The organism is Streptomyces sp. BBFR2 (assembly GCF_044497305.1).
GTDB lineage: Bacteria > Actinomycetota > Actinomycetes > Streptomycetales > Streptomycetaceae > Streptomyces.
In genome coordinates this window covers 4176111-4200684 of sequence record NZ_CP172415.1, presented here as the reverse complement: position 1 = coordinate 4200684, position 24574 = coordinate 4176111, and the positions used below count along the sequence as shown (strand labels likewise).

Sequence of the window (24574 nt, the reverse complement as noted above, 5' to 3'; positions counted from 1 at the left end):
GCCTCACCTCGCGTCACCGGGCGCCCGGCCCGGCCCGCCGGTCAGCGGCGGTGGTGCTGGAAGGGGTGGAGCAGATCGGAGAGGTGCCAGTGGTGGCCGTGCGGCTTGTCGTCGGCGGAGCTGCCGGCGCTCTCGGACCGGTCGGCGGACTTCTTCGCCGTACCGCTGCCGCGCTGATGCAGACCGGCGAGCGCGTGGGACACCTTCGAGACCTCGCCGGCGCGCATGATCCGCACCACGGTGGAGCCGCAACTGAGGCAGGACGGGCTGGTCAGCGGGGACGGCACCCGCTCGCCGTCCGCGAAGTAGACCGCGTGCGTGACGCCCTTGACGTCGACGGGGTGCCGTATCTCGTACGCCTGCTCCCAGCCGTGGCCGCAGCGCATGCAGGCGAAGGCGTACGCCTCGTGGACCGGTGCGTCGGTGGTGGGGTGGGTGTCGGGGTAGGTGGTGCGGGTGTCCGCGATCTCGCTCATGTGCCGCTCCTCTTGTCCGCAGGACAAGGTCTCCGGGGAACCGTGCGTCCCGGCTCCCAGTGGACTCCTGCCGGGGGCGAGGTGCGGCGGATGTTCTTACCTGTTGGCCCAGATTTGGCCGACTCCAGGCCGAAGTCCCGGCCGTCCGGATGCTCCCTTTACCTTTCGAGGCAGACCGTTTACCTTCCGGCAGCGGCTTTTCGGACACCGGACGGCGCCGGGCCCGGGTTCAGGCCCCCGCGCCCTTCCCGCCGGCCTTCCCCTCCGCCTTCTCGGCGTTCTTCGCGGCCACCACCGCGTCGAACACCTCCCGCTTCGGCAGCCCCGCGTCCGCGGCGACCGCGGCGATGGCCTCCTTGCGGCGCTCCCCGGCCTCCTCGCGGACCCGCACCCGGCGCACCAGCTCCTCGGGCCCCAGCTCCTGCGGACCGGCCTCGGGGGCGCCCTCGACGACGACGGTGATCTCCCCGCGCACGCCCTCCGCCGCCCACGCCGCCAGCTCACCGAGCCCGCCGCGCTTGACCTCCTCGTACGTCTTGGTCAGCTCGCGGCAGACGGCGGCGCGGCGGTCGGCGCCGAAGACCTCGGCCATCGCGGCGAGGGTGTCGTCCAGGCGGTGCGGCGCCTCGAAGTAGACGAGGGTGCGGCGCTCGCCCGCGACCTCCCGCAGTCTGCTCAGGCGCTCGCCCTGCTTACGGGGGAGGAAGCCCTCGAAGCAGAAGCGGTCGACGGGCAGCCCGGACACCGCGAGCGCGGTCAGCACGGCACTCGGCCCGGGGACGGCGGTGACCTTCACGTCCCGCTCGACGGCGGCGGCGACGAGGCGGTAGCCGGGGTCGGAGACCGACGGCATCCCGGCGTCGGTGACCAGCAGCACCCGGGCGCCGCCGGCCAGCGCGTCGGCCAGCTCCGGCGTCCGGGCCGCTTCGTTGCCCTCGAAGTACGACACGATCCGGCCACCGGGCGTCACGCCGAGGCCCTGGGTGAGGCGGCGCAGCCGACGGGTGTCCTCGGCGGCGATCACATCGGCGGCGGCCAGCTCGGCGGCGAGGCGCGGCGGGGCGTCCTCGATGTCGCCGATGGGCGTCCCTGCAAGTACCAGCGTTCCAGTCACGCCCCCATCCTCCCAGCCCGCGGCCGACGCCCTCGTCACCCCGCCTGCGGCGTACCCGGCTCTCCACAGGCCGCTTCCCTACGATGGGCCGGGTGACCAGTGACACCGCGACCGACGCCGTAGCCCGCAGCGCCGACCGGCCCGACCGGCGGCCGCCCGCGTGGCAGCGCAGGCTGCGCCGCTTCGGCCACGCCGACGGCCCCCGGCCCGACGTCCGCACGCGGCTGGTGCCCCCCTTCCCGCGGCCCGGCACCCGGCTGTGGGAGCTGTGCGGGGTGCGTCCGGCGCTCGCGGTACGGCTGGCCGGCGCGTCGGGCTGGCTCTGGCCGCTGCTGGTGACGCTGCTCGCCGGGGTGCTGCGGTTCTGGCACCTCGGCAGCCCGGACAAGGTGATATTCGACGAGACGTACTACCCGAAGGACGCCTGGTCGCTCCTGCAGTTCGGCTACGAGGGCACCTGGGACAAGAACGCCAACGACGCGCTGGTCGGCCACCCGGCCCGCATCCTGCTGAACTCCGACCCGTCGTACGTGGTCCATCCCCCGATGGGGAAGTGGCTGATCGCCGTCGGTGAGTGGGCGTTCGGGATGAATCCGTTCGGCTGGCGGTTCATGGTGGCGCTGCTCGGCACGGTGTCGGTGCTGCTGGTCTGCCGGATCGGGCGGCGGCTGCTGCGCTCGACGGCGCTGGGCTGTCTGGCGGGCGTGCTGCTCGCCGTCGACGGGCTGCACTTCGTGATGAGCCGGACCGCGCTGCTGGACCTCATCGTGATGTTCTGGGTGCTCGCCGCGTTCGGCGCGCTGCTGCTGGACCGGGACCGCACCCGGGCCCGGCTGGCGGCGGCGCTGCCGGTCGACGCGGAGGGCCAGGCACACCCGGACGGCACGGTCGGCGACCGGCTGAAACTCGGCTGGCGGCCCTGGCGGATCACCGCCGGGATCTGCCTGGGCCTGGCCTCGGCGACCAAGTGGAACGGCCTGTACTTCCTCGCCGCGTTCGCGCTGATGTCGGTCCTCTGGGACATCGGCGCGCGCCGCACCGCCGGGGCGCGCCACCCGCTGCGGTCGGTGCTGCGGCGCGACGCGGTGCCCGCGTTCGGCGCGACGGTCGTGGTGGCGGTGGCGACGTATCTGGCGTCCTGGTCGGGCTGGTTCGCCACCAAGGGCGGCTACTACCGCCAGTGGGCGGCGACCCCCGACGGCCACACCGGCTCCTGGACCTGGCTGCCCGACTGGCTGCGCAGCCTGTGGCACTACCAGACCGAGGTCTACTCCTTCCACACCGGCCTGACCACGCCGCACACCTACCAGTCCAACCCGTGGAGCTGGCTGGTCCTGGGCCGCCCGGTGTCGTACTTCTACGAGGACCCGAAAGCCGGACAGGACGGCTGTACGGCGGCGGAGGGCTGTGCCCGCGAGGTGCTGGCGATCGGCACCCCGCTGCTGTGGTGGGCGGCGTGCTTCGCGCTCGCGTACGTCCTCTACCGCTGGGCCTTCAAACGCGACTGGCGGGCGGGCGCCGTCGTCTGCGGGGTGGCCGCCGGCTATCTGCCGTGGTTCCTCTACCAGGAACGGACGATCTTCCTCTTCTACGCCGTGGTGTTCGTGCCGTTCCTCTGCCTGGCGCTGGCGATGATGATCGGCGCGATCGTCGGCCCGCCGGGGTCGTCGGAGCGCCGCCGCACCATCGGCGCGGTCGGCGCGGGCGTCCTCGTCCTGCTCATCGTCTGGAACTTCATCTACTTCTATCCGATCTACACGGGCCTGCCGATCCCGAAGTCGGAATGGCACAAGCGGATGTGGTTCGACACGTGGGTGTGAGGCGCGGGCGGTGGGCGGAGGCGTCCGGCGGCGGCTTCCCCGTGGCCGCCCGGAGGGGCGCGCATCCTAGTGACCGGCACTGACATCCGTTCACCCCTCCGCGGGAAGGAACCACACCTACGGAAGCGGTGATTCCAGTCACACCGATCCGACGGGAAACCTCTGACCTGGCCTTATGCCCTGGCCAGGGGGGCGGTTCCCTGGCATCGCCCGCCGTTTCCCACTCGCCAAACAGTCATACGAAGCGGCAAGATGGGGCGGCGTCAGGCGCAGCGAGTGGCCGAAGTCACGCAGCGACCTCCGGTCGGCGCTGCTCCCCGACCCAGATGCGCGCGAACGCGCGAGGGCCCCAACTCCTGTGGCCGGCCAAGCTGTTCGGAGTGAGGCCCTCTCCCTACCGCGCCCGGTGATCTCGGCCTCCCACGAGGCCGGGATCACCCCTTCTACAGGTGGGACCAGATCTCGCGCGCGATGCGGAACACCGCGTACAGCGGACCCAGCCATCGGGCGCCGGACCGGATCCGGCGCCACCTGCGGCGGTAGCCCCTCCGTCCCTTCTTCGCAGACATGGGGCGACCTTCCTCTCCGGACCCAGCGGTCGTGGGCCCTATAGGCGGCCACGAACACCTTCCGATCGAAGAGGTGGGTTGGTAGCTCAGTAGAGTAGCGCGCCGCACATACGTGCCAGTCCGTACCGCGGAACACGGTCGGGCGGCCAACTGGCACCGGGTGCCTGACTGCTGACACCCCGTTCGGCGCACCTCTCTTACCGAACCGCTCTGACCTGGTGACCTTGCAATCGAAGGCGCCTGACATCCCGTGTCGCCCCTTCCCTCAAGCGAACCTCAAGCTTCGCCCGGAGAGACCCATGTCACACCTTTCTGACCAGGTAATTCCGTCGGCGCACATATGCCGATCAGGGCTGAGCGTCCGCTTTGCGATCAAAGGCACAAAGGCGTTCACCCCGCCCCGGCCGCCCCGCGCGGGCGGGGGCGCCCGGGCCCGTCGCCCGCCGGAGGGCTTCGAAACGAAGGCCGCCCGGGGTCAGTCCCGGCCGGGGCGGCGCCCCTCGTCCTCCTCCACGCGGGCCAGCAGCGTCGTCAGTACCGGCGCCGCGTGCGTCCACAGGAGGGCACCGCCCGCGCCGGGGACGAGATGGCGGCGGGCGCCGGGGATGCGGGAGGTGAGGCGGGCGCCGTGGTCCGGGGAGTGGGTGGTGTCCTCGGTGCCGTACCAGATGTCGCAGGGGACGGTGATCGCGGCGAGGTCGAGGGGCCAGCGGGACATGGTGAGGACGGTGTCGCGGGCGTAGCCGGCCGCCGCGCCCTGCGCGAAGCCCTCGTCGAGGGCGCGGCGGTAGGCGGCGGCGAAGGCCGGGGCCTCGTAGACGGCGCGGTCGCAGGCGGGGCTCGCGGCGAGGACCATCTCCCGCATCGCGGTGGCGGTGAAGGAGGCGAAGAACTCCTCGGCGGCGGCCGGGTCGCGGGCGGTCAGCGCGAGCAGGTCGCGCAGCCCGGCGTCGGCGGGCTCCAGGGCGGCGACCTCGTCCGCGGCGGAGACCAGGGCCAGCGCCCCGGCGACGCCCGCGACGGCGCAGGCCAGGGCGGACGGCGCGCCCTGGGAGTTGCCGACGACGCCCGGGCGGCCCAGGTCCCTCGCCGCGCACAGCGCCCGCAGGTCGGTGGCGAAGCTGTCGAGGGTGCGGCCGGGCGCCGGGGTGGATACGCCGAGACCCGGGCGGTCGACGGAGACGAGGCGGACGCCGAGCCCGTCGACGACGTCCGCGCCGAAGCCCAGCCACCGGCTGGTGGCGGCGCCCGGACACAGCACCACGGGCCGCCCGTCCGCCGGGCCCCATTCCGCCCAGCCGAGCGACCGCCCGTCGGGGAGCCGGGTGGTGCCGGTACGGGCGGGGTTCCCGGCGTGGGCCGGGTCTGCTGAGCGTGCGGTCATCCCGCCATCCTCGGGCCGGGCGGGAGCGGGCGCATCGGGTTTTCCGCTGGTGGGAGCGGCCCTGGAGCGAGGCGGGCTTCGGCCGTGGCGGGGCCGTACGGCGAGCGGCGGGCAGCGGCGTACGGGCGTCCCCGCGGCCATGCTCCGCGCGGGCCCCGGACGGCGGCGGGCGCGGCTCCGGGGCGGGGCCTCCTCCGCCCCGGAGCGCCCCCGGCCCGCTCCTTTACAACAGGGAGCCCGCCTCGCACCGGACCGTTCATCCGACCGTGCCCCGATCGAGACGGACCGGCACTCTCCGGGTTTCCGCCGTCCCATAGAGTGCCCATCAGGCCCCGGAGACGCGGGGTGAGGCATGGGGAGGGGAACGGTCGTATGCGCCGTGAGGTGAAGTACGGGCTGATCGGCGGATCCGCGGTGCTGGTCGCCGGGGTGGCCGGGTTCGCGCTGTTCGGCGGCGGTTCGAACGACCCGTCGGCGCCGGGCGGGACGTCCGCCGACGGCAAGAACGGCGGCTCCGCCCAGGCCGGACCGGCGTCCGCGCAGGAGATCGCCACCACTTCCCGGGACTTCCTGGCCGCCTGGCAGTCGGCCGACGCCGCGAAGGCGGCGGAGCTGACCGACAAGCCCGGTCCCGCGAAGACCGCGCTCGCCTCCTTCGCCAAGGAGGCCCACTTCAGCCGCGTCACCGTCAAACCCGGCACCCCCAACGGCGACAAGGTGCCCTACACCGTCACCGCGCAGATCTCCTACCAGGGCCACCAGGCGCCGTACTCCTACACCTCCGCGCTGCACGTGCGGCGCGACGGCGCCACCGGCAAGCCCCGCGTCGACTGGAACCTCGCGGTGCTCCACCCCTCCCTCGGCGACGGCGACTCGCTGCGCACCGGCCCCTCCGGCCCCGCGCCGATCAAGGCGGTGGACCGCCACGGCAAGGAGCTGACCGCCAAGGACCACCCCGAGCTGGGCACCGTCCTGACGGGCCTGCGCGACAAGTACGGCGACAAGGCGGGCGGCACCCCCGCCGTGGCGCTGGCCATCCACCACACCGCGGACGGCAAGGACGACCGCAAGCACGACACGACGCTGAAGGTCCTCGGCAAGGGCACCCCCGGCACCCTGAAGACGACGCTGGACGCCTCGCTCCAGACGCTCGCGCAGAAGCAGGTCGACGCCCGGAAGAACGCCTCCGCCGTCGCCATCAAGCCGAGCACCGGCGAGATACTCGCGCTCGCGCACTCCCCCGCCACCGGCTTCAACGTCGCCACCGGCGGCTCCCTCGCCCCCGGCTCCACGATGAAGATCGTCACCGCCGCGCTGCTCATGGACAAGGGTCTGACCTCGCCCGGCAAGCAGCACCCGTGCCCGAAGTACACGACGGTCGCCGGCTGGAAGTTCCACAACGACCAGATGAGCGAGATCCCGAACGGCACCTTCGCGCAGAGCTTCGCCGCCTCCTGCAACAACGCCTTCATCGGCCAGGCGAAGAACCTCAACAACGACGATCTGACGGTGGAGGCGCGGGACGTCTTCGGTATCGGACTCGACTGGAAGACCGGCATCCCGACGTTCGACGGCACGGTGCCGGTGCAGGACGGCGCGCAGATGGGCGCGTCCCTGATCGGTCAGGGCGGGGTGCGGATGAACCCGCTGAACGTCGCCTCGCTCGCCGCGACCGCGCAGGCGGGCGTCTTCCGCCAGCCCTACCTCGTCTCCCCCGACCTCGACCACCGGAAGCTGGCGACCGCGGCGCGCCGGATGAAGCCGGAGACCGCCGCCGGGCTGAAGTCGATGATGCGCACCACCGCGGTGGCCGGTACGGCGGTCAAGCCGATGGCCGGGCTCAGCGGTGACATCGGCGCGAAGACCGGCTCCGCCGAGGTCGACAACCAGAAGAAGCCGAACGCCTGGTTCACCGCGTACCGCGACGACATGGCCGCGGCGGCGCTCGTCCCGGCCAGCGGTCACGGCGGTGACAACGCCGGTCCGGTGGTCCGCGCCCTGCTCTCCGCGGGCTGAGCGCCCCGCGTCCGTCCGCGCCGCCCCGTCCCGCCGCTCCGGCGGGGCGGGGCGGCGTCGTCATACCCGGCAGGTGAACGCCCGGTGACCGGCGGGAATCCGCCGCGTGATCTTCCGGTGAGAGACTGCTCACCTTTGCATCGCGTGGCCCGTACACCCTTCGCTAGCGTGCGGGACATGAGCGTCTTCCCGCCCAACCTCCCCGTCCCGGCGGCCGATCGGGCACGCGCCCGCCGGGCCGCCCTCATCCGCCGGCGCCGTGCCGCCGCCCCCGCGGCGAACTCCGCCGAGCCCACCGCATGACGCCGCTCGTCGTCGTGGCCGTGCTCATCGCCGCGGTCACCCACGCCAGTTGGAACGCCATCGCCCACGGCATCCGCGACCAGCTCCTCGCCTTCACCCTGGTCGGCGGCGCGGGCGCGGTCTGCGGCCTCGTCATCCTCCCGTTCGCCCCGCTCCCCGCGGCCGGTGCCTGGCCGTATCTCCTCGGCTCCGCCGTGCTGCACGTCGTCTACCAGATGCTGCTGATGCAGTCGTTCCGGCTGGGCGAGTTCGGGCAGATGTATCCGATCGCCCGCGGTACCGCGCCGCTGGTCGTCACCGTCCTCGCGGCGCTCTTCGTCGGTGAGGTGCCCGGTCCCTGGGCGCTCGCCGGGGTGGCGCTGGCCTCCGCCGGACTGCTCGGTGTCGCCCTGTGGGGGCTGCGTGGTGCGGGGGCCCGCCCGCAGTGGCCGGCGCTGCTCGCCGCCCTCGCCACCGGCCTGGCCATCGCCTCGTACACCACCGTCGACGGGCTCGGGGTCCGCGCGTCGGGCACCTCGCTCGGCTACATCGCCTGGCTGATGCTGCTGGAGGGCGTCGCCATCCCCCTCTGGGCGCTGACGGTCCGGCGGCGTCAACTCCTGGCCCAGCTCCGGCCGTTCGCGTGGCGCGGGATGGCCGGCGGGGTGCTGTCGGTCTTCGCGTACGGGCTGGTGCTGTGGGCGCAGACGCGAGGCGAACTGGCGCCGATCGCGGCGCTGCGGGAGTCGTCGATCATCGTCGGCGCGGCGATCGGCGCGGTGTTCTTCAAGGAGCGTTTCGGTGCGCCGCGGATCGCGGCCGCCGGACTGATGGTGGTCGGCATCGGGCTGATGCTGCACAGCTAGCCGGCCCGGCCGTACGAAAGGGGGCTCCGGCGTCGCGCCGGGGCCCCCGCGGCGTTCAGCCGACGGTGGCCAGGGCCCGGACGAGGGCCTGGGCGCGGGGGTCGGCGGTGACGCCGCGCTGCATGCCGTTGGTGACGTAGCCCAGCGCGAGGCCCGACTCGGGGTCGGCGAAGGCGAGCGCGCCGCCGCGTCCGGGGTGGCCGAACGAGCCGGGCGCCAGCAGCGGGGAGGCGCCGCTGTGCAGCATGAAGCCGAGGCCGAAGCGGGTGCCGACGACGAGGGTGCGGTCCGGTCCGGCGGACTCCTCGGTACGGGCCAGGGTCAGCGTGGCGGGGGCGAAGAGACGCGGGTGGCCCTCGCCGGTGCCGTCGGCGTCGACCGGGCCGATGAGCGCGGCGTAACAGCGGGCCAGCGAGCGGGCGGTGGCGATACCGGCGGAAGCCGGCAGTTGGGCGGCGCGGTAGGCCGGGGCGTTCTCGTCGGGCGCCGGGGTGATGGCGGCGAAGGCGCGGCTGGTGAGGGACGCCGGGTCGCGGTACGCCTCGGCGACCGAGCGCTTGGGGCGCACCCGCAGACCGCCCGCCGGGTCCGCCTCGGGCGGCCTGACCTCGGCGAGGCGTCCGGCGCGGGCCTGCTGACCGGGCGGCAGGCCCAGCCAGAGGTCGAGGCCGAGGGGGGCCGCGATCTCGTCGGCGATCCAGGCGCCGATGGTGCGTCCGGTGACCCGCAGCACCAGCTCCGCCAGCAGCCAACTGTAGGTCTGGGCGTGGTAGCCGTGGTCGGTGCCGGGCGTCCAGACGGGGGCCTGGGCGGCGAGGGCGGCGGGCCCGCTGACACCGTCGACGGCCTGCTCGGGGGTGAGCGGGGTGTCGAGGACGGGCACTCCGGCGCGGTGCGAGAGCAGATGGCGGACGAGGACGCGGTCCTTGCCCGCGGCCTTGAACTCCGGCCAGTACGTACCGACCGGTGCGTCCAGGTCGAGGAGTCCGCGCTGGTGGAGCAGGAGCGGGACGACGGCGGCGACGCCCTTGGTGGCGGAGCGGACGACCTGCGCGGTGCCCTGCTCCCAGGGGGCGTCGGGGCGGCCGTCGGCGGCGGGGCCGAGGTCATCGCCGCCGTCACCGTGCTTGGTACCGGCCCAGAGGTCGACGACCTTGCGGCCGTCGCGGTAGACGGCGACGGCGGCGCCGCGCTCGCCGCGGCGGGTGAAGTTGGCCGTGAAAGCGTCCCGGACCGGCTCGAAGCCGTCCTCGACCCTGCCCTGGACGTCCACCACTGTTTCCCGCTTCCCACTGTTCCGTCGCTTTGGTGACCCTTCAATGGTGCCTCGCGCCAAGTGGTGCTCATGACCGGAGCCGGGCGGCGTGGCCTTCGTCACAGCCGCCCGGGGCCGCGTCAGCAGGCCCGCCGGGCACCCCCGGTGGGCGGCGGCGGGCCGAACCGCCGGGCCGCTACGGGACGGTGGGCGCGCGCGGTCCGGACGACGCGGCGCGGGGCCGGAATTCTTCGGCCGGGCGGTGCGGTGCGGTGCCCGGGGCCCGCCCGACCCCGGCCTCGGGTGCCGCGCCCCGGGCCGGGCGGGCCCGCCAACCGTCCGGTGCCCCGCCCCGCCGCCGTCCGGGGCGCGCCGCGGGCCCGCCGTGCGCCCCGGCCGAGTTGCCGCCTCCGGCGGGCGGCGGAACGATGAGACGGGTGAGCGACGCACGCGAGGCCGTCGGGCCGCACCCGGAGCCGGATCCCGCAGCACCGCCCGGAAGGCTGCGCCGGATGCCGGCGCCGCCGGGCCCGCCACCCGCGTCCTACCTGCGGTATCCGCATCTGAGCGGCGATCTGGTCTGTTTCACCGCCGAGGACGACCTGTGGGTCGCGCCCCTCGTACCGGAGGGCGGCGAGCCGGGGCGGGCCTGGCGGCTGACCGCCGACCGCACCCGGGTGGGCCATCCCCGCTTCTCCCCCGACGGCCGTCATCTGGCGTTCACCTCCTGGCGTTCGCTCGACCCGGAGGTGCATCTCGTGCCGGTCGGGGGCGGGCCCGCGCGGCGGCTGACGTACTGGGGCAGCACGGACGCCCGGGTCTGCGGCTGGACGCCGCCGGACCAGGACGGGGTCTGCCACATCCTGGCGGTCGCCTCGCACGGCCAGCCGTTCTCGTACTACTCGTGGGCGTACCGGCTGTCCGCCGAGGGCGGGCCCGGACTGCGGCTGCCCTGGGGGCCGGTGTCCGACATCGCCGTCGCCGATGTGGCCGGGGAGCGGCGCACGCTGCTGCTCAGCGGGAAGCCGCCGCACGAGCCGGCCTCGTGGAAGCGGTACCGGGGCGGCGCGATGGGCCGGATGTGGCTGCACGGCACGCGGCTGCTGCCGAAGCTGCGGGGCCATCTGGACGCGGTGATGTTCACCGCCGGGCGGATCGCGTTCCTCTCCGACCACGAGGGCGTGGGCAACGTCTACTCCTGTCTGCCGGACGGCTCCGACCTGCGCCGCCACACCGACCACGACGACTTCTACGCCCGGCACGCCTCGACCGACGGCTCCCGCATCGTCTACCAGTGCGCCGGTGACCTCTGGCTGGTCGACGACCTCTCGCCCACGGCCCGGCCCCGGAAGCTGGCGGTCCGGGTGGGCGGGCCGCGCACCGGGCGCCGGACGTACCAGGTACCGACCGCCTCGAACGTGACCTCGCTGGCGGTGGACACCACCGGGCGGGCCAGCGCGGTCGGCGTGCGCGGCAGTCTGTACTGGCTCACCCACCGCGACGGCCCGGCCCGTGCCCTGCACGACGTACCGGGCGTCCGGGTGCGGCTGCCGGAGATGCTGGGCGACACCGGGCGGATCGCGTACATCACCGACGCGGAGGGCGAGGACGCCGTCGAGATCGCCGGGCTGCCGCGGGCCAGCGGGGTGGGCGCGCCGCGGCGGCTGGCGGCGGGGCGGCTGGGCCGGGTCCAGGAGGTGGTGGCGTCGCCGGACGGCACCCGGCTGGCGGTGGCCGCCCACGACGGGCGGCTGCTGCTGGTCGACGTCCGGCGGCCCGAGGAACGGGCGGCGGAGGAAGCGCCCGTGGTGGAGGGCGACGAGGAGCCCGGTGAGCCCCAACTCTCCGATGAGGTGGCTGAGTTGATCCGGTCGGCCAACGGCCCGGTGCGGGATCTGGCGTTCTCACCGGACTCGCGGTGGCTGACCTGGTCGCATCCGGGGATCGGCCGGTCGCTGCGGCAGATCAAGATGGCCCGGCTCGCCGACCGGATGATCGTGGACGTCACCAACGGCCGGTTCGAGGACGAGCAGCCGGTCTTCACCCGCGACGGCCGCTATCTGGCGTTCTTGTCCTGGCGCGGCTTCGACCCGGTCTACGACGTGCACACCGGCGATCTGTCGTTCCCGCTGGGCTGCCGCCCGCATCTGGTCCCGCTGTCGTCCGCGACGCCGTCGCCGTTCGCCCTGTCGCCGGAGGGCCGTCCGGCCGCCGGGGGGCTCGACCCGGACGAGAATCCGCCGGTGGCCGAGGGCCCGGTGCTGGTCGAGGTGGAGGGGCTGGCGGACCGGGTCACGCCGTTCCCCGTCGCCGCGTCGAAGTACTCGTCGCTGCGACCGGTCGCGGGCGGCGGTCTGGTGTGGCTGCGGTGGCCGATCTCCGGGGCGCTCGGCGAGACGTTCGCCAACCCTGACAACACCTCGGGCCAGCCCACCCTCGAACACTTCGACCTGGTCAAGGCGCGGCGCACCGAACTGACCTCCGCGCTCGACCGGTTCGCGCTCAGCGGCGACGGCACCCGCCTCGTCGTCAACGACGAGGGCGACCTGCGCGCCGTCCCCGCCACCGAGCAGGCCGACAGCGACTCCACCGTCCACCTCGACCTGCGGCGCATCCTCCACGAGGTGCACCCGGAGGCGGAGTGGCGGCAGGCGTACGAGGAGGCGGGCCGGATCGTCCGGGCGTACTTCTGGGACCCGGGGATGTCCGGTATCGACTGGGACGGGGTGCTCGCGCAGTACCGTCCGCTGCTGGACCGCGTCGCCACCCCCGACGAGTTCGCCGATCTGCTGCGGGAGGTCCTGGGCGAGCTGGGCACCTCGCACGCGTACGTCGCCGGGGCGCGGCGCAACGAGGGGCCGCCGCACTACCAGCGGGCGATGGGCCTGCTCGGCGCCAACTTCGTGCCGCGCGAGGGGCGTTGGGTGCTGAAGCGGATCCTGCCGGGCGAGTCGTCGGACCCCAAGGCCCGCTCGCCGCTGGCCGGTACCGGCATCCGGGAGGGCGCGGCGCTGACGCATGTGGACGGCCGCCGGGTCGATCCGGTCGCGGGGCCGTACCCGCTGCTGTCGGCGGCGGGCGGCACGACGGTGGAGCTGACGTTCGCCCCGGCGGAGGGGTCCGGGCCGCCGCGCCGGGTGGCGGTGGTGCCGCTGGTCGACGAGCGGCCGCTGCGCTACCAGGACTGGGTGCAGCGGCGGCGGGCGGTGGTCCGGGAGCTGAGCGGCGGCCGGTGCGGCTATCTGCACATCCCCGACATGGGCGGTTCCGGCTGGGCGCAGTTCAACCGCGATCTGCGGATGGAGGTGTCCCGCCCGGCGCTCATCGTCGATGTCCGCGGCAACGCCGGCGGCAACATCTCCGAGCTGGTCATCGAGAAGCTGACCCGCACCATCATGGGCTGGGACCTGACGCGCGACGCGCAGCCCGTCTCGTACACGCAGAACGCGCCGCGCGGGCCGGTCGTCGCGGTCGCCGACGAGATGACCTCGTCCGACGGCGACATGATCACCGCCGCGTTCAAACTCCAGGGCATCGGCCCGGTGGTGGGCATGCGCACCTGGGGCGGGGTGGTCGGGATGACCGGACGGCACCGGCTCGGCGACGGCACCGCGATCACGGTCCCGATGAACGCGGCGTGGTTCAAGGTCTACGGCTGGGGCGTGGAGAACCACGGCGTCGAACCCGACATCGAGGCGCTGCGCTCCCCCCTCGACTGGGCCGAGGACCGCCACCCCCAACTCGGCGTCGCCGTCCGCACCGCCCTGGAACTCCTCGACCGCCACCCGGCGGCCGTCCCACCGGACCTGTCGGACGTGCCCGATCTGCGGCGGCCGGAGCTGCCGCCTCGGGGGGCGGAGGGGTAGTCGGCGCAGTACCGGTGCCTGATGCCGGCACCGCGCCGACCAGGAGCGATACGGGCCCCGGACCCCGTACGTCCGTGCGGGCAGGAGCGCGGAAGGCGCACCCGGTGTGGTCCGGGTGCGCCTTCCGTGTGCGGGCGGGGCCGCCGGGTCAGTACCCGGTGGGCTCCTCCGTGCCGGGCTCGCGGGCGCTCTCGCCCGTCCCGTCGGCGGGCGGTGCGCCGCGGCGGGCCGCTTCCGCGTCGGCCTCCGCGCGTGCCCGCTGTGCCAGTTGTTCGGCCTTGGCCTGGAACTGCTCCCTGAGCCCCATGCGGTTCCTCCCGTCGCCTGTCGGGTGCCGGACGCGACCAGCCTGGCATGTGCCCCGGCCGGCCGCATTTCGATCAATCCGGTGCGGCGGACCGGGCGCCCGATGATCAACAGGGCGGCGGGGGCGGCCGGTTGGCCACCGGGCCGGGGCGCGGACGGCCACGGCGGGCACGGCGGCGACCGGCGTCCCGGCGGCGGGCCCAGGCACCCCGGGGTCGGCCGCCCCGCTCACCGCCCGCCCCCGCGCCCGCCCCCTCACCGCTCCACGCGCGCCTTCTCGTCCGCCTCGCCACCGGCGCCGACCAGCCCCAGGCGCATCCCGTCGAGCCGGTCGCCGAACCGCCGCATCTCCCGCTGCCCGACCGTGCCGATGAGGGCCGGGAGATAGCCGCGGACCGACTGCATCCCGCGCAGCCACCACTGGCCGTAGACGTGCGCGGAGCGCCGCTCGACGCCGTCCGCGATCCGGTCCACGGCGGGCCCCAGCGGATACGTCTTGTTCGACGGCCAGGGCAGCCGCGAGCGCAGCTCCCGCATCAGGTCGTCCCGGTCGGCGCCGCGCACCATGTCCGTATCGGTCCAGCTCAGATAGCCCACGCCGACCCGTACGCCCTTGTGGCCGACCTCGCCGCGCAGGCTGTGCGCGAACGCCTCGACGCCCGACTTGGAGGCGCAGTACGCCGTCATCATCGGCGCCGGGGTGAGCGCGGCGAGCGAGGCGATCTGGAGGAAGTAGCCGCGCGACTCCATGAGGACGGGCAGGAAGGCGCGGGCGGTGACCGCGCCGCCGATGAGGTTGACCTCGATGACCCGCCGCCACGCGTCCGGATCGGACCCGGCGAACGGGCCGCCGGTCGCCACCCCGGCGTTGGCGACGACCGCGTCCACCTTCCCGAACCGCTCCTTCACCTCGGCGGCGACCCGCGCCATCGCGAGATGGTCGGTGACATCGGCGTACCAGTGGTGGGCCGGACCGCGCAGCGAGACGGCGACCTCGCGCAGCGCGTCCGGCTCCAGACCGACCAGCGCGAGGGTGGCGCCGCGCGCGGAGAGTTTGCGGGCCAGCAGCTCACCCACCCCGCGCGCCGCCCCGGTCACCACCACGACCTGGCCCTGGAGCCCCTTGCGTCCGCTCATGCCGCTTTCCCCTTCGCCTTGCCGTCCTTGCGCCGCGCGGCGCCGTCCTTCTCCCCAGACGGCGCCTCGGCCGCCTTCTCCTCCGCCAGGTGCGCGGTGACCAGCGCGCGCAGCCGGGACGCCACCGCGCCCGGGTCCTCCAGCGGCGTCATGTGGCCCAGCCCCGGCAGCTGTGTCAGCCGGCGGCAGTCGGGCAGGACCGAGGCGAGCCGCCGGGCGAGCACCGCCGGGGTGAGCCGGTCCGCGGTGCCGACGATCACCTCCGCCGGGACGTCCAACCGCGCCGCGCCGCCGGTGAGTTCGAGCCCGTACAGCACCCGGCCCCAGCCGCCGCGGACGCCGGTCGGGCAGGCGTGGACGATACGGGCGCACGCCTCGACCTGCTCGGCGGCGGAGGCGGCGCCCATCGTGGCGTACTTCAGGGCCGCCTTCGACACGGGGCCGACCGGGCCGAGCGGGGCGCGGGAGAGGAGCATCAGCCGGTGCGCCCGGCGGCGCCCGCGCGGGGTGCGCAGCGGGATGACCCGCGCTTCGGCGGGCAGGTCGGCGGCGCCGGTGCTGCACAGCAGGACGGCGGCGGCCCGCTCACGCAGGACGGGCCGGCCCGCCGCCGCCATGATCGTCATGCCGCCCATGGAGTGGCCGCCGATGACGGCGCGCTCACCGGGCGCCAGCGTCGCCTCCAGGACGGCGGTCAGGTCGTCGGCGAGGGCTGCGGTGCTGTAGCCGCCGGGCCCGGGGGCCGGGCTGCGGCCGTGTCCGCGCTGGTCGTAGACGATGACGCGGTGGTCGGCGGCGAGGTCGCGGACGATCGGCGCCCAGAAGGCGGTGGAACAGGTCCAGCCGTGGGCGAGGACGACCGCCGGGGCGTCCTCGGGCCCGTGGATCTCGGTGTAGAGCCGGGAGCCGCCGGAGGCGACGTGCAGCGCCCGGCGGGGCGGCGGCGGTGCGTACGGTCCGCTGGTGACGTGTCCGGGGCGCTTCATACGGCGACCTCCTCGGCGGTGGCGGGGGTACGGCGGCCGGTCCGTGGCCGCAGCAGGGCGTACTCGGCGAGGTCGACCCGGCGGGTCTCGCGCCGGAATTCGGCGGTGGTGCCGGGCCAGGCGGTGGTGTTGCGGCCGTTGGCGTCGAGGTACCAGCTGTCGCAGCCGCCGGTGGTCCACACGGTCCGTTCCATCCGCCGCTGCATGTGGTCGCTCCAGGCGGCGACCGCCTCGGGGCGGGCGTCGAGGGCGATCCGGCCGCCGAGGACGTCGAGTTGGCGCAGGTAGTCGGCGAGGTAGTTCAACTGGGACTCGATCATGAGGATCATCGAGCTGTTGCCGAGGCCGGTGTTGGGGCCGATGAGGGTGAGGAAGTTGGGGAACCCGTCGGCGCTGGTGCCGCGGAGCGAGGCCATACCGTCCTTCCACCGTTCGGCGAGGGTGACGCCGTCGGCGCCGGTGACGCGCTGGGCGATCGGCATGTCGGTGACGTGGAAGCCGGTGCCGAAGATGATCGCGTCGGCCTCGGTGCGGCTGCCGTCGGAGCCGATGAGGGTGGACCCGTCGACCTCCCGCAGCCCGGCGGCGATCACGTCGACATTCGGGCGGGCCAGCGCCGGGTAGTAGCTGTTGGACAGCAGGATGCGCTTGCAGCCGATGCGGTAGCCGGGCGTGAGCTTGGCGCGCAGCGCCGGATCCTTGACCGCCCGCCGCAGGTGCGCCCGGCCGACGGCCTCGACCAGACCGAGTTCGTCCGGCCGCTTGGTGAAGGCGCTGACCTGCAGTTCCCGGATGCCCCAGAGGAGTCCGCGGCGCGCGGCGCGGGTGGCGGGCACCTTGGCGTGCAGCCAGCGTTCCAGTCCGGTGATCGGGCGGTCGGCGCGCGGCAGCACCCAGGCGGGGGTGCGCTGGAAGAGGCTCAGGCGGCCGGCCTCGGGCTGGATCGCCGGGACGATCTGGATGGCGGAGGCGCCGGTCCCGATCATGGCGACGCGCTTGCCGCGCAGGTCGTAGCCGTGGTCCCAGCGGGCGGAGTGGAACACCTTGCCGGGGAAGGTGTCCAGGCCCGGGATGTCGGGGATCTTCGGGTCGGAGAGCGGCCCGGTCGCCGAGACGAGAACGTCGGCGGTGAGCGGCCCGCGGGCCGTGGCGATCTCCCAGCGCAGCGCGTCACCGTCCCACCTGGCGTGTTCCACCTCGGCGTGGAAGCGCAGGTGGGGCCGGATGCCGTAGGTGTCCGCGACGTGTTCCAGGTAGGCGCGGATGTGCGGCTGCCCGGAGAAGTTCCGCGGCCACCGGGGGTTGGGCGCGAAGGAGAACGAGTAGAGGTGCGACGGCACGTCGCACGCGCACCCCGGATAGGTGTTGTCCCGCCAGGTGCCGCCCACCGCTCCGGCGCGTTCCAGGACCACGAAGTCGGTGATCCCCTCCCGGCGCAGCCGTACGGCCGCGCCCAGACCGCCGAACCCCGATCCGATCACCGCCACCCGCACATGTTCCCGCTCGGACATGCCACCGCCTCCCCAGGCTGCAGACTCCGTCAATCAGGCTCTGTCGATCAGGCCCTGCCAATCGCGCCAGCAATCACTGGCACGATCGAGAGCGTAGGGCAGCGCCGTACTGTTCGGTAGGGGTCGCGCACCGGGAAGTTACCGCCGGTTGCACCTGCGGCCGCCGCCCGCGCCGCGCATAGGGTGACCGGGTGGCCGCGAACGAGAACCCGAACGACCAGCACGAAAAACGCGAGTTCCGGACGGCGGAACTGGCCGCCGAAGCCGGTATCACCGTCCGCACCCTGCGCTTCTACCGCGAACGCAGACTCCTCCCGCCGCCACGCCGCGAGGGCCGCATCGCCTGGTACGACGAGCACCACCTCGCCCGGCTCCGCTCCATCACCGCCCTGCTGGACCGCGGCCACACCCTCGGCGGCATCACCGAACTCCTCGCCGCCTTCGAGAACGGCCGCGACGTCGGCGAACTCCTCGGCATGGAGGGCACGTTCGTCGCCCCCTGGTCGGACGAGACCCCCGTCCGCCTGACCCCCGAGGAACTGGCCGACCACTTCAGCGGCGACGTCACCGCCGAGAACCTCGCCGCCTCCCTCGACATCGGCTATCTCGCCGTCGACGGCGACGAGTTCGTCCACACCAGCCGCCGCCTGCTGGACGCCTCCACCACCCTCGTCTCCCACGGCATCCCCCTCGCCGCCGTCCTGGAGGCGGGCCGCGCGGTCCGCACCCACGCCGACGCCATCGCCGCCATCGCCACCACCCTGATCCGCACCCACCTCACCGACCCGCCCACCGGCACACCCCCCGGCGCCCGCGACATCAACCACCTCACCCACACCATCGAATCCCTCCACCCCGTCTTCCAAGCCGTCATCGACGCGGAGATAGCCATGGCCATGGACCGCCGCGTCCGCACCGAACTGGACAGTTGGCTACGGGGCGAACGCCCGGACGGCGACGAGCACGGCGACAGGGGGACACCGGCGGGCGACGCAGCCGACTAGCCCGGGAACCCGCAGCTCAGAGGGGAGCGGCGAAGGGACGGAGCCGCGCGGCGATCCGGTCATCGATCTCACCGAGAGCGGCCCACCGCGCGAGCCCGTACGCCAGGACGACGGAGGGCACGACGCCGCTGTGGGTGACGAAGAGATACCGGAAACCGACACGGATCGGGCGGCCCTCCGTCACGTCGATCATCACGGGCCCCGCCGCCGCCCCCGGCGCCCACGCCTCCCGCACCCCGCCGAACTCGCGGAGCAGCGCGAACGCGGTATCCCGCAGACTGAGATCCCCGGGCTGCGGCGCCCCTTCGGGAAACGCCCAGCGATTGCCATGCCGGAGCAACAGCACCCGCCCCCGCTCATCGAGCAGCAACCCCCCGGAAACGATCTCCGGACACCGCCCCCGATGCGGGCACCGCCCCCGCCGCGCGTGATCACACAAGGCGTCGTACAGCGGCATCAACCCCCCTTGCTCACCCGGGTGTTCGCGCAGGTAATCGGTCATCTCACGGGTGAGGGCACCGGCTTCGGTGGCGTGGGTCATCGGGGTGTCCTTTCGGCGAACGGCCCGGCGCAAGCGTCCTGGACGTGACCGACCAGCGCGCGGCACACACGGGCCAGCGACCGCACATGAATCCACGTACCGAAGGCCCCCGCACCCGGCCCGCCCGAAAGCGCGGCCCAGTCGCGCAGCGCGATCACCGCGTCTTCCGTGAGTGCGCCGGGCCCCCTCGCGCTGAGGATGGCGGCAAGGGCCGCACCGTGCGCGCCGATACGGGCGGCAAGGTCCGCGACCTCCTCCGCTGCGGGCATCTGCTGGTGCGGAAGCAGGGCACGGTCACAAGCTACGGATGCGTCTTTGACATTTCCCGCATCCACGGGGGCCGCTTTTCGCGGCGTCACAAGGTTTTCCGGCATGCGTCTCTCCCGGTGTCGATGAGGGCCCCCGAAGGCGGAAACAGGCATCCGCACAGCGCACACGAAGGCGCCAACACCCCTGGCAGATAAGGCCATTGGAGGGGGCAGGACTTCACACTGCCTCCAGTGAGCACGAATCTGCAAGACTTCACATCGGGAATTCGGAAAGGTAACCCGAATTAATTAAGCGCATTGCGAATAAGGCACCCCGGTGTTTTCATTTGTGGCGTTGACAGTCCTTCATAATGGGTGAGGGAAGGGGAGGAAGCGCATGCCGGAGAGGTCGGCAGGGTCCACCGTGCCGCGGAGGCAACTGGGCCGCTACTTAAGGGATCTGCGGAACCAGGCCCGCCTGACGGTGAAAGCCGCCGCACAGGAGTTGGAGTGGTCCGAAGCGAAGATGTGGCGCATCGAAACCGGCCAGACATCGCTGCGCAGCCATGACGCGGAGACGATGTGCAAGGTCTACGGCGCACCGCCGGACATCACCGAAGCCCTCATGGGCCTCGCGAAGGAGACGAAGGCACGCGGCTGGTGGCACAGCTACGGCGACGTGATCCCGGAAGGTTTCGACGTCTTCATCGGCCTGGAAGAGGCCGCCTCGGAGATCGACTGGTACGAGAGCGAAGTCGTCCCGGGACTGCTCCAGACACCGGACTACGCTCGGACGATCATCGAAGCCGGTGGCACCGAGGTCGACAAGGACGAAGTCGAGCGCCGAGTCCGGCTACGCACAGCACGGCAGGTACTTCTCACCCGGACAACCGCCCCGCCTCATGTGCGCATGGCGCTCAATGAAGCCGTCATAAGGCGGCCGATGGGGTCCAGGGTGATCATGGCGGAGCAGCTTCGCTCGCTGATTCGGCTGTCCGAGCTGCCCACTGTCAAACTCAGGGTCGTGCCCTTCGCCTCGGGGTTTCACCGAGGCATGAGCACAGGACAGTTCAGCATCCTGCGGTTCCCGAAGCTCGGGAGCGGCGCCGAATCCGAGCCCCCCACTGTCTACTCGGAAGGCTTCACGGGCTGCCTGTACCTGGACAAGCCCGCGGAGGTCGACCGCTACGACGGGGCGTTCACCGAAATCTGGAATCGAGCACTCACCGAGGAGGCATCGCAGCGCCTCTTCCTGGAGGTGGCGGAGAGCTATGAACAGCAACAGCACTGACAGCCTGACCTGGTACAAGTCCAGCTACAGCAACGAAAATTATGCGTGCGTCGAGGTCGCCCCGGACGCCCCCGGCGTCGTCCCCGTCCGCGACAGCAAGGCGCCGGAAGGACCGATCCTGTCGTTCCCGCCCAACTCGTTCGCCCAGTTCGTCGCGGGCGTGAAGACCGGAGAATTCTCCGCCTGACCACAGGGAACTCCCGCCGGTCCAACTGTGCGTGAAATGCAGAACGGCCCCCTTGCCCATAGGTGAGGGGGCCGTGAGCGTTCCAGGGAATCCCGGGGTAGGTCTGGAACCGAGCACTCGTAGAGGAGGCATCGCAGCCCCATGAACAGCGACAACACTGATGGCCTGACCTGGTACAAGTCCAGCTACAGCAATGCGACCCAGGCATGTGTCGAGGTCGCCCCGGACGCCCCCGGCGTCGTCCCCGTCCGCGACAGCAAGGCTCCGGAAGGACCGATCCTGTCGTTCCCCTCCAACTCGTTCGCCCAGTTCGTCGCGGGCGTGAAGACCGGAGAGCTCTCCGCCTGACCACAGGGAACTCACCGAGGAGGCATCGCAGCGCCTCTTCCTGGAGGCGACGGAGAGCTATGAACAGCAACAGCACCGAGAGCCTGACCTGGTACAAGTCCAGCTACAGCAGCCAAGACGGCGGCAACTGCCTGGAGTGGTCACCCACCTCCGCCATGGCGACCAACACCGTCCTGGTCCGCGACAGCAAGTCGGCGGACGGCACAGTCCTGACACCCAGCGCGCGCTCCTGGGAAAGCTTCGTCAGCGCAATCAAGGCCGGACAGTTGGAGGAACTGTGACCCCGACAAACCCCTCCTGGACCAAGTCCAGCTACAGCAGCCAAGACGGCGGGGACTGCCTGGAGTGGTCACCCACGTCCGCGAGGGCGACCGACACCGTCCCCGTCCGTGACAGCAAACTGCCGACCAGCCCGGTCCTCACTCCCACCACCCGCGCCTGGGCGACGCTTATCAGCGCGATCAAGGCCGGACAGTTGGAGGCATCGTGACCCCACCGAACACCATCTGGATCAAATCGACCTACAGCAGCCCCGAGGGCGGTAACTGCCTGGAGTGGTCGCCTGCCTCCGCCATGACGACCAGCGTCGTCCCCGTCCGCGACAGCAAGCTGGCGGACAGCACGATCCTGGCCCCCAGCACCCCCGCATGGGCAACCTTCATCAGCGCGATCAAGGCCGGGCAGTTCGGCGCCTGATCTCCGCACGTACGAAAAGACACGCCCCCGCACCGGCAAGCAACCCGATGCGGGGGCGCGTGACGTACTGCGGCGCCTCGTAGGGACGGGCCTCGCGCCCTCAGTCCCCGTACACCACCGTCACCGGCGCATGATCGCTCCACCTCGTGTCATAGCTCTCCGCGCGCTCCACGAACGCCTTGGTCGCGCGGCGGGCGAGGCCCGGCGTGGCCATGTGGTAGTCGATGCGCCAGCCGGCGTCCGTGTCGAAGGCGCGGCCTCGGTAGGACCACCAGGAGTACGGGCCGGTGGTGTCGGGGTGGAGGGCGCGGACGACGTCGACGTAGCCGCCGGAGGTTGCGGAGAGGACGTCGGTCAGCCAGGCGCGTTCCTCGGGGAGGAAGCCGGACTTCTTGCCGTTGGCCTTCCAGTTCTTCAGGTCGGCCTCCTGGTGGGCGATGTTCCAGTCGCCGCAGACCAGGACCTCGCGGCCGTCGGCGGCGGCGCGGGTGCGCAGGTCGGTGAGGTAGGGGAGGAATTCCTTCAGGAAGCGTTCCTTCTCGTCCTGGCGGTCGGTGCCGACCTCGCCGGACGGGAGGTAGAGCGAGGCCACCGTCACGCCCGGGAGGTCGGCCTCCACGTAGCGGCCGCTGGTGGCGAACTCCGCCGAGCCGAAGCCGACGCGTACGGCGTCCGGCTCGCGGCGGGTGTAGAGCGACACCCCGGCGCGGCCCTTCGCCGCGGCGGGGGCGTGCACGGTGTGCCAGCCCTCGGGCTCGCGGACCTCGGCCGGGATCTGGGCGGGCTCCGCGCGGACCTCCTGGAGGCAGAGGACGTCGGCGGCGGTCTCCGCCAGCCACGGCACGAAGCCCTTCTTGGCGGCGGCACGGATGCCGTTGACGTTCACGGTGGTCACGGTGAGCAAGGGGGCTCCTCAGATTCGCAGGCGGCAGCGGCGGTCCCACGCGTTCCCCGGCACGGTGAGCATCCCGGCACGATACCCAGCCCGGCGGGCCCGCCCGAAAAGCCGCCCGCCGGTCCGTACGGGCGCGCCGTACCCTGTCCGGAATGGATAACGGTGTGGAGATACGTTCGGTCCGCTACGACCACCCCGACGCGGTGGTTCTCGACGCGCTGGTGCAGCGGGAGTACGTCCGGCGCTACGGCGAGACGGACTTCACACCGCTCGACGCCGCGATGTTCGACCCGCCGCGCGGCAGGTATCTGCTCGCGTACGACGGCGGCCGGGCGGTGGCCACCGGCGGCTGGCGGACCGAGGAGGACGCCGCCAAGGGGTACGCCGCGGGGGACGCCGAGATCAAGCGGATGTTCGTGATCGAGGAGGCGCGGGGGCGCGGACTGGCCCGGCGCATCCTGGCGGCGCTGGAGGCCGACGCGCGGGCGGCGGGCCGCACCCGGATGGTGCTGGAGACCGGCACGGAGCAGCCGGAGGCGCTGGCCCTGTACGCGTCGTGCGGATATCTGATGGTCCCCGAGCCGGAGAAGTTCGGGGAGTTCCGGACGTACGAGGACAGCCGGTGCATGCGGAAGGCGCTGGTGTAGGCCCACCTTCCGCCGCCTTTTCCCTGTCCGCCGCCCCTGGCTCCTTGCCCGGGGGCGGCGTTTTCCTTACGTGCCCCGGGCGCTCCGTCCGCTGTTTGACATGGCTCCGTCCCGCTCTCCATACTCATTCCACTAATCAACTAGCTAAAGGGGTGAGCCGGGTGAGCGACCAGAGCCCATGGGCGATCGAGGCCGACGGTCTGGGGAAGAAGTACCGCCGCGGCTGGGCGCTGCAGGACTGCTCGTTCCGGCTCCCCGCAGGACGCATCTGCGCGCTGGTCGGGCCCAACGGCGCCGGCAAGAGCACCTTCCTGGGGACCGCGACGCGGCTCGTGCAGCCGTCCACCGGCTCGCTGCGGCTGTTCGGTGTGCCGGTCTCCGACCCGGCCGTCCTCAAGCGGATCGCCTTCCTCGCCCAGGACAAGCCGCTCTACCCGCGCTTCACCGTCGCCGAGACGCTGCGGCTGGGCCGCGAGCTGAACCCCGGCTGGGACCAGGCCCTGGCCGAGCGGATCGTGAAGGCGGGCAACGTCCCGTTCACCGCCAAGATCGGCACGCTCTCCGGCGGTCAGCGCACCCGCGTCGCCTTCGCGCTGGCCTTCGGCAAGCGGCCCGACCTGCTGCTCCTCGACGAGCCGATGGCCGACCTGGACCCGCTGGCCCGCCACGAGATGGCCGGGCTGCTGATGGCCGAGGCCGCCGAACACGGCACGACCGTCCTGATGTCGTCCCACATGCTCTCCGAGATGGAGGACATGTGTGACTTCCTCCTCGTCCTCTCGGAAGGACGGCTCCGGATGGGCGGCCCGACCGACGAGCTGGTCCCCGCCCACTCCCTGGTGACGGGCGTGGCCGTCGGCAACGGCCTGCCCGACGAGCTGACCCGGCACCACACCGTCGTCGAATCCCGGGTCACCGGACGGCAGTTCACCGCCCTGATCCGCCCCGGCGGGCCGCTCTCCGACAACTGGGAGCAGCAGGCGCCGGGCCTGGAGGAGGTCCTGCTGGCGTATCTGCGCTCGCCGCAGGCGCCCACGATGATCGCGGACGAGGCCCGCCTCGACACCGCCCCCGGACGTGCCGCATGACCACCGACATCCGGGCGGAGCACCGCCCCCGACAGGAGGGG

Annotated in this window: 26 protein-coding genes; 14 read left to right on the top strand and 12 right to left on the bottom strand. The window is 72.9% G+C overall.

Annotated elements, in window-relative coordinates; translation table 11 throughout:
* Positions 1–41: 41 nt before the first annotated feature.
* Positions 42–476, bottom strand: coding sequence for a hypothetical protein (locus ACGH2B_RS17040; protein ID WP_399089828.1), 435 nt, complete (start codon positions 474–476; stop codon positions 42–44).
* Positions 477–705: 229 nt separating this feature from the next.
* Positions 706–1590, bottom strand: coding sequence for a 16S rRNA (cytidine(1402)-2'-O)-methyltransferase (gene rsmI / locus ACGH2B_RS17035; protein ID WP_399089825.1), 885 nt, complete (start codon positions 1588–1590; stop codon positions 706–708).
* An 83-nt stretch (positions 1591–1673) separates the two neighbouring features.
* On the opposite strand from rsmI, the gene ACGH2B_RS17030 reads away from it, so the two are divergent.
* Positions 1674–3410, top strand: coding sequence for a dolichyl-phosphate-mannose--protein mannosyltransferase (locus tag ACGH2B_RS17030; RefSeq protein ID WP_399089822.1), 1737 nt, complete (start codon positions 1674–1676; stop codon positions 3408–3410).
* 443 nt (positions 3411–3853) lie between these two features.
* Here the strand turns inward: ACGH2B_RS17030 and ACGH2B_RS17025 are convergent, their stop codons facing one another.
* On the bottom strand, positions 3854–3979 hold the full coding sequence (locus ACGH2B_RS17025; RefSeq protein ID WP_399089819.1) for a hypothetical protein: 126 nt from the start codon (positions 3977–3979) through the stop codon (positions 3854–3856).
* Positions 3980–4454: 475 nt separating this feature from the next.
* Positions 4455–5363 (bottom strand): alpha/beta fold hydrolase, encoded by a 909-nt coding sequence (locus ACGH2B_RS17020; RefSeq protein ID WP_399089816.1) that lies wholly within the window; start codon positions 5361–5363, stop codon positions 4455–4457.
* Positions 5364–5735: 372 nt separating this feature from the next.
* On the opposite strand from ACGH2B_RS17020, the gene ACGH2B_RS17015 reads away from it, so the two are divergent.
* The 3 genes from ACGH2B_RS17015 (at position 5736) to ACGH2B_RS17005 (ending at position 8527) form a co-directional block, all read left to right on the top strand.
* On the top strand, positions 5736–7379 hold the full coding sequence (locus ACGH2B_RS17015) for a penicillin-binding transpeptidase domain-containing protein (protein ID WP_399089814.1): 1644 nt from the start codon (positions 5736–5738) through the stop codon (positions 7377–7379).
* 177 nt (positions 7380–7556) lie between these two features.
* A complete protein-coding gene (locus tag ACGH2B_RS17010; RefSeq protein WP_399089811.1) occupies positions 7557–7682 on the top strand; it encodes a hypothetical protein in 126 nt (41 codons plus the stop codon).
* Entirely contained in the window at positions 7679–8527 is an 849-nt protein-coding gene (locus ACGH2B_RS17005; protein ID WP_399089808.1) for an EamA family transporter, read from the top strand. Before ACGH2B_RS17010 ends, ACGH2B_RS17005 begins: the two co-directional genes overlap by 4 nt.
* A 55-nt stretch (positions 8528–8582) precedes the next feature.
* Here ACGH2B_RS17005 and ACGH2B_RS17000 read toward each other — a convergent pair whose 3' ends face one another.
* A complete protein-coding gene (locus ACGH2B_RS17000; protein WP_399089805.1) occupies positions 8583–9803 on the bottom strand; it encodes a serine hydrolase domain-containing protein in 1221 nt (406 codons plus the stop codon).
* A 491-nt stretch (positions 9804–10294) separates the two neighbouring features.
* On the opposite strand from ACGH2B_RS17000, the gene ACGH2B_RS16995 reads away from it, so the two are divergent.
* The gene (locus ACGH2B_RS16995; RefSeq protein ID WP_399097074.1) at positions 10295–13648 is read left to right on the top strand and encodes a S41 family peptidase; all 3354 of its coding nucleotides are present in this window, start codon (positions 10295–10297) and stop codon (positions 13646–13648) included.
* 148 nt (positions 13649–13796) lie between these two features.
* Here ACGH2B_RS16995 and ACGH2B_RS16990 read toward each other — a convergent pair whose 3' ends face one another.
* The 4 genes from ACGH2B_RS16990 to ACGH2B_RS16975 form a co-directional block, all read right to left on the bottom strand.
* Positions 13797–13955 (bottom strand): hypothetical protein, encoded by a 159-nt coding sequence (locus tag ACGH2B_RS16990; RefSeq protein WP_399089802.1) that lies wholly within the window; start codon positions 13953–13955, stop codon positions 13797–13799.
* A gap of 254 nt (positions 13956–14209) precedes the next feature.
* On the bottom strand, positions 14210–15091 hold the full coding sequence (locus ACGH2B_RS16985) for an SDR family oxidoreductase (protein ID WP_399089799.1): 882 nt from the start codon (positions 15089–15091) through the stop codon (positions 14210–14212).
* A complete protein-coding gene (locus ACGH2B_RS16980; RefSeq protein WP_399089796.1) occupies positions 15088–16077 on the bottom strand; it encodes an alpha/beta fold hydrolase in 990 nt (329 codons plus the stop codon). Before ACGH2B_RS16980 ends, ACGH2B_RS16985 begins: the two co-directional genes overlap by 4 nt.
* On the bottom strand, positions 16074–17588 hold the full coding sequence (locus ACGH2B_RS16975; protein WP_399089793.1) for a flavin-containing monooxygenase: 1515 nt from the start codon (positions 17586–17588) through the stop codon (positions 16074–16076). The genes ACGH2B_RS16980 and ACGH2B_RS16975 overlap by 4 nt, the downstream gene beginning before the upstream one ends.
* Before the next feature lie 191 nt (positions 17589–17779).
* Between ACGH2B_RS16975 and ACGH2B_RS16970 the strand changes: the two genes are divergently transcribed.
* Positions 17780–18592 (top strand): MerR family transcriptional regulator, encoded by an 813-nt coding sequence (locus ACGH2B_RS16970; RefSeq protein WP_399089790.1) that lies wholly within the window; start codon positions 17780–17782, stop codon positions 18590–18592.
* A 16-nt stretch (positions 18593–18608) separates the two neighbouring features.
* Here ACGH2B_RS16970 and ACGH2B_RS16965 read toward each other — a convergent pair whose 3' ends face one another.
* The gene (locus ACGH2B_RS16965) at positions 18609–19133 is read right to left on the bottom strand and encodes an NUDIX hydrolase (protein ID WP_399089787.1); all 525 of its coding nucleotides are present in this window, start codon (positions 19131–19133) and stop codon (positions 18609–18611) included.
* Positions 19130–19507 carry a DUF6415 family natural product biosynthesis protein gene (locus ACGH2B_RS16960; protein ID WP_399089784.1) on the bottom strand — a complete coding sequence of 126 codons (378 nt, stop codon included), beginning with the start codon at positions 19505–19507 and terminating at the stop codon, positions 19130–19132. The genes ACGH2B_RS16965 and ACGH2B_RS16960 overlap by 4 nt, the downstream gene beginning before the upstream one ends.
* Before the next feature lie 271 nt (positions 19508–19778).
* On the opposite strand from ACGH2B_RS16960, the gene ACGH2B_RS16955 reads away from it, so the two are divergent.
* The 6 genes from ACGH2B_RS16955 (at position 19779) to ACGH2B_RS16930 (ending at position 21903) form a co-directional block, all read left to right on the top strand.
* Positions 19779–20672, top strand: coding sequence for a helix-turn-helix domain-containing protein (locus ACGH2B_RS16955; RefSeq protein ID WP_399089781.1), 894 nt, complete (start codon positions 19779–19781; stop codon positions 20670–20672).
* Complete coding sequence (locus tag ACGH2B_RS16950; RefSeq protein WP_399089778.1) at positions 20653–20859, top strand: DUF397 domain-containing protein; 207 nt, start codon at positions 20653–20655, stop codon at positions 20857–20859. The genes ACGH2B_RS16955 and ACGH2B_RS16950 overlap by 20 nt, the downstream gene beginning before the upstream one ends.
* A 141-nt stretch (positions 20860–21000) precedes the next feature.
* Positions 21001–21207, top strand: a complete 207-nt coding sequence (locus tag ACGH2B_RS16945; RefSeq protein ID WP_399089775.1) for a DUF397 domain-containing protein — start codon at positions 21001–21003, stop codon at positions 21205–21207.
* A gap of 59 nt (positions 21208–21266) precedes the next feature.
* Positions 21267–21488 carry a DUF397 domain-containing protein gene (locus ACGH2B_RS16940; protein ID WP_399089772.1) on the top strand — a complete coding sequence of 74 codons (222 nt, stop codon included), beginning with the start codon at positions 21267–21269 and terminating at the stop codon, positions 21486–21488.
* Positions 21485–21697 (top strand): DUF397 domain-containing protein, encoded by a 213-nt coding sequence (locus ACGH2B_RS16935; protein ID WP_399089769.1) that lies wholly within the window; start codon positions 21485–21487, stop codon positions 21695–21697. Before ACGH2B_RS16940 ends, ACGH2B_RS16935 begins: the two co-directional genes overlap by 4 nt.
* A complete protein-coding gene (locus tag ACGH2B_RS16930) occupies positions 21694–21903 on the top strand; it encodes a DUF397 domain-containing protein (RefSeq protein ID WP_399089766.1) in 210 nt (69 codons plus the stop codon). Before ACGH2B_RS16935 ends, ACGH2B_RS16930 begins: the two co-directional genes overlap by 4 nt.
* Positions 21904–22003: 100 nt before the next feature.
* Here the strand turns inward: ACGH2B_RS16930 and ACGH2B_RS16925 are convergent, their stop codons facing one another.
* A complete protein-coding gene (locus ACGH2B_RS16925; RefSeq protein WP_399089763.1) occupies positions 22004–22807 on the bottom strand; it encodes an exodeoxyribonuclease III in 804 nt (267 codons plus the stop codon).
* Positions 22808–22950: 143 nt separating this feature from the next.
* Here ACGH2B_RS16925 and ACGH2B_RS16920 point away from each other — a divergent pair, with 143 nt between their 5' ends.
* Positions 22951–23445, top strand: a complete 495-nt coding sequence (locus tag ACGH2B_RS16920; RefSeq protein ID WP_399089760.1) for a GNAT family N-acetyltransferase — start codon at positions 22951–22953, stop codon at positions 23443–23445.
* Between the two features lie 161 nt (positions 23446–23606).
* The gene (locus tag ACGH2B_RS16915) at positions 23607–24533 is read left to right on the top strand and encodes an ABC transporter ATP-binding protein (protein WP_399089757.1); all 927 of its coding nucleotides are present in this window, start codon (positions 23607–23609) and stop codon (positions 24531–24533) included.
* Positions 24534–24574: the final 41 nt, after the last annotated feature.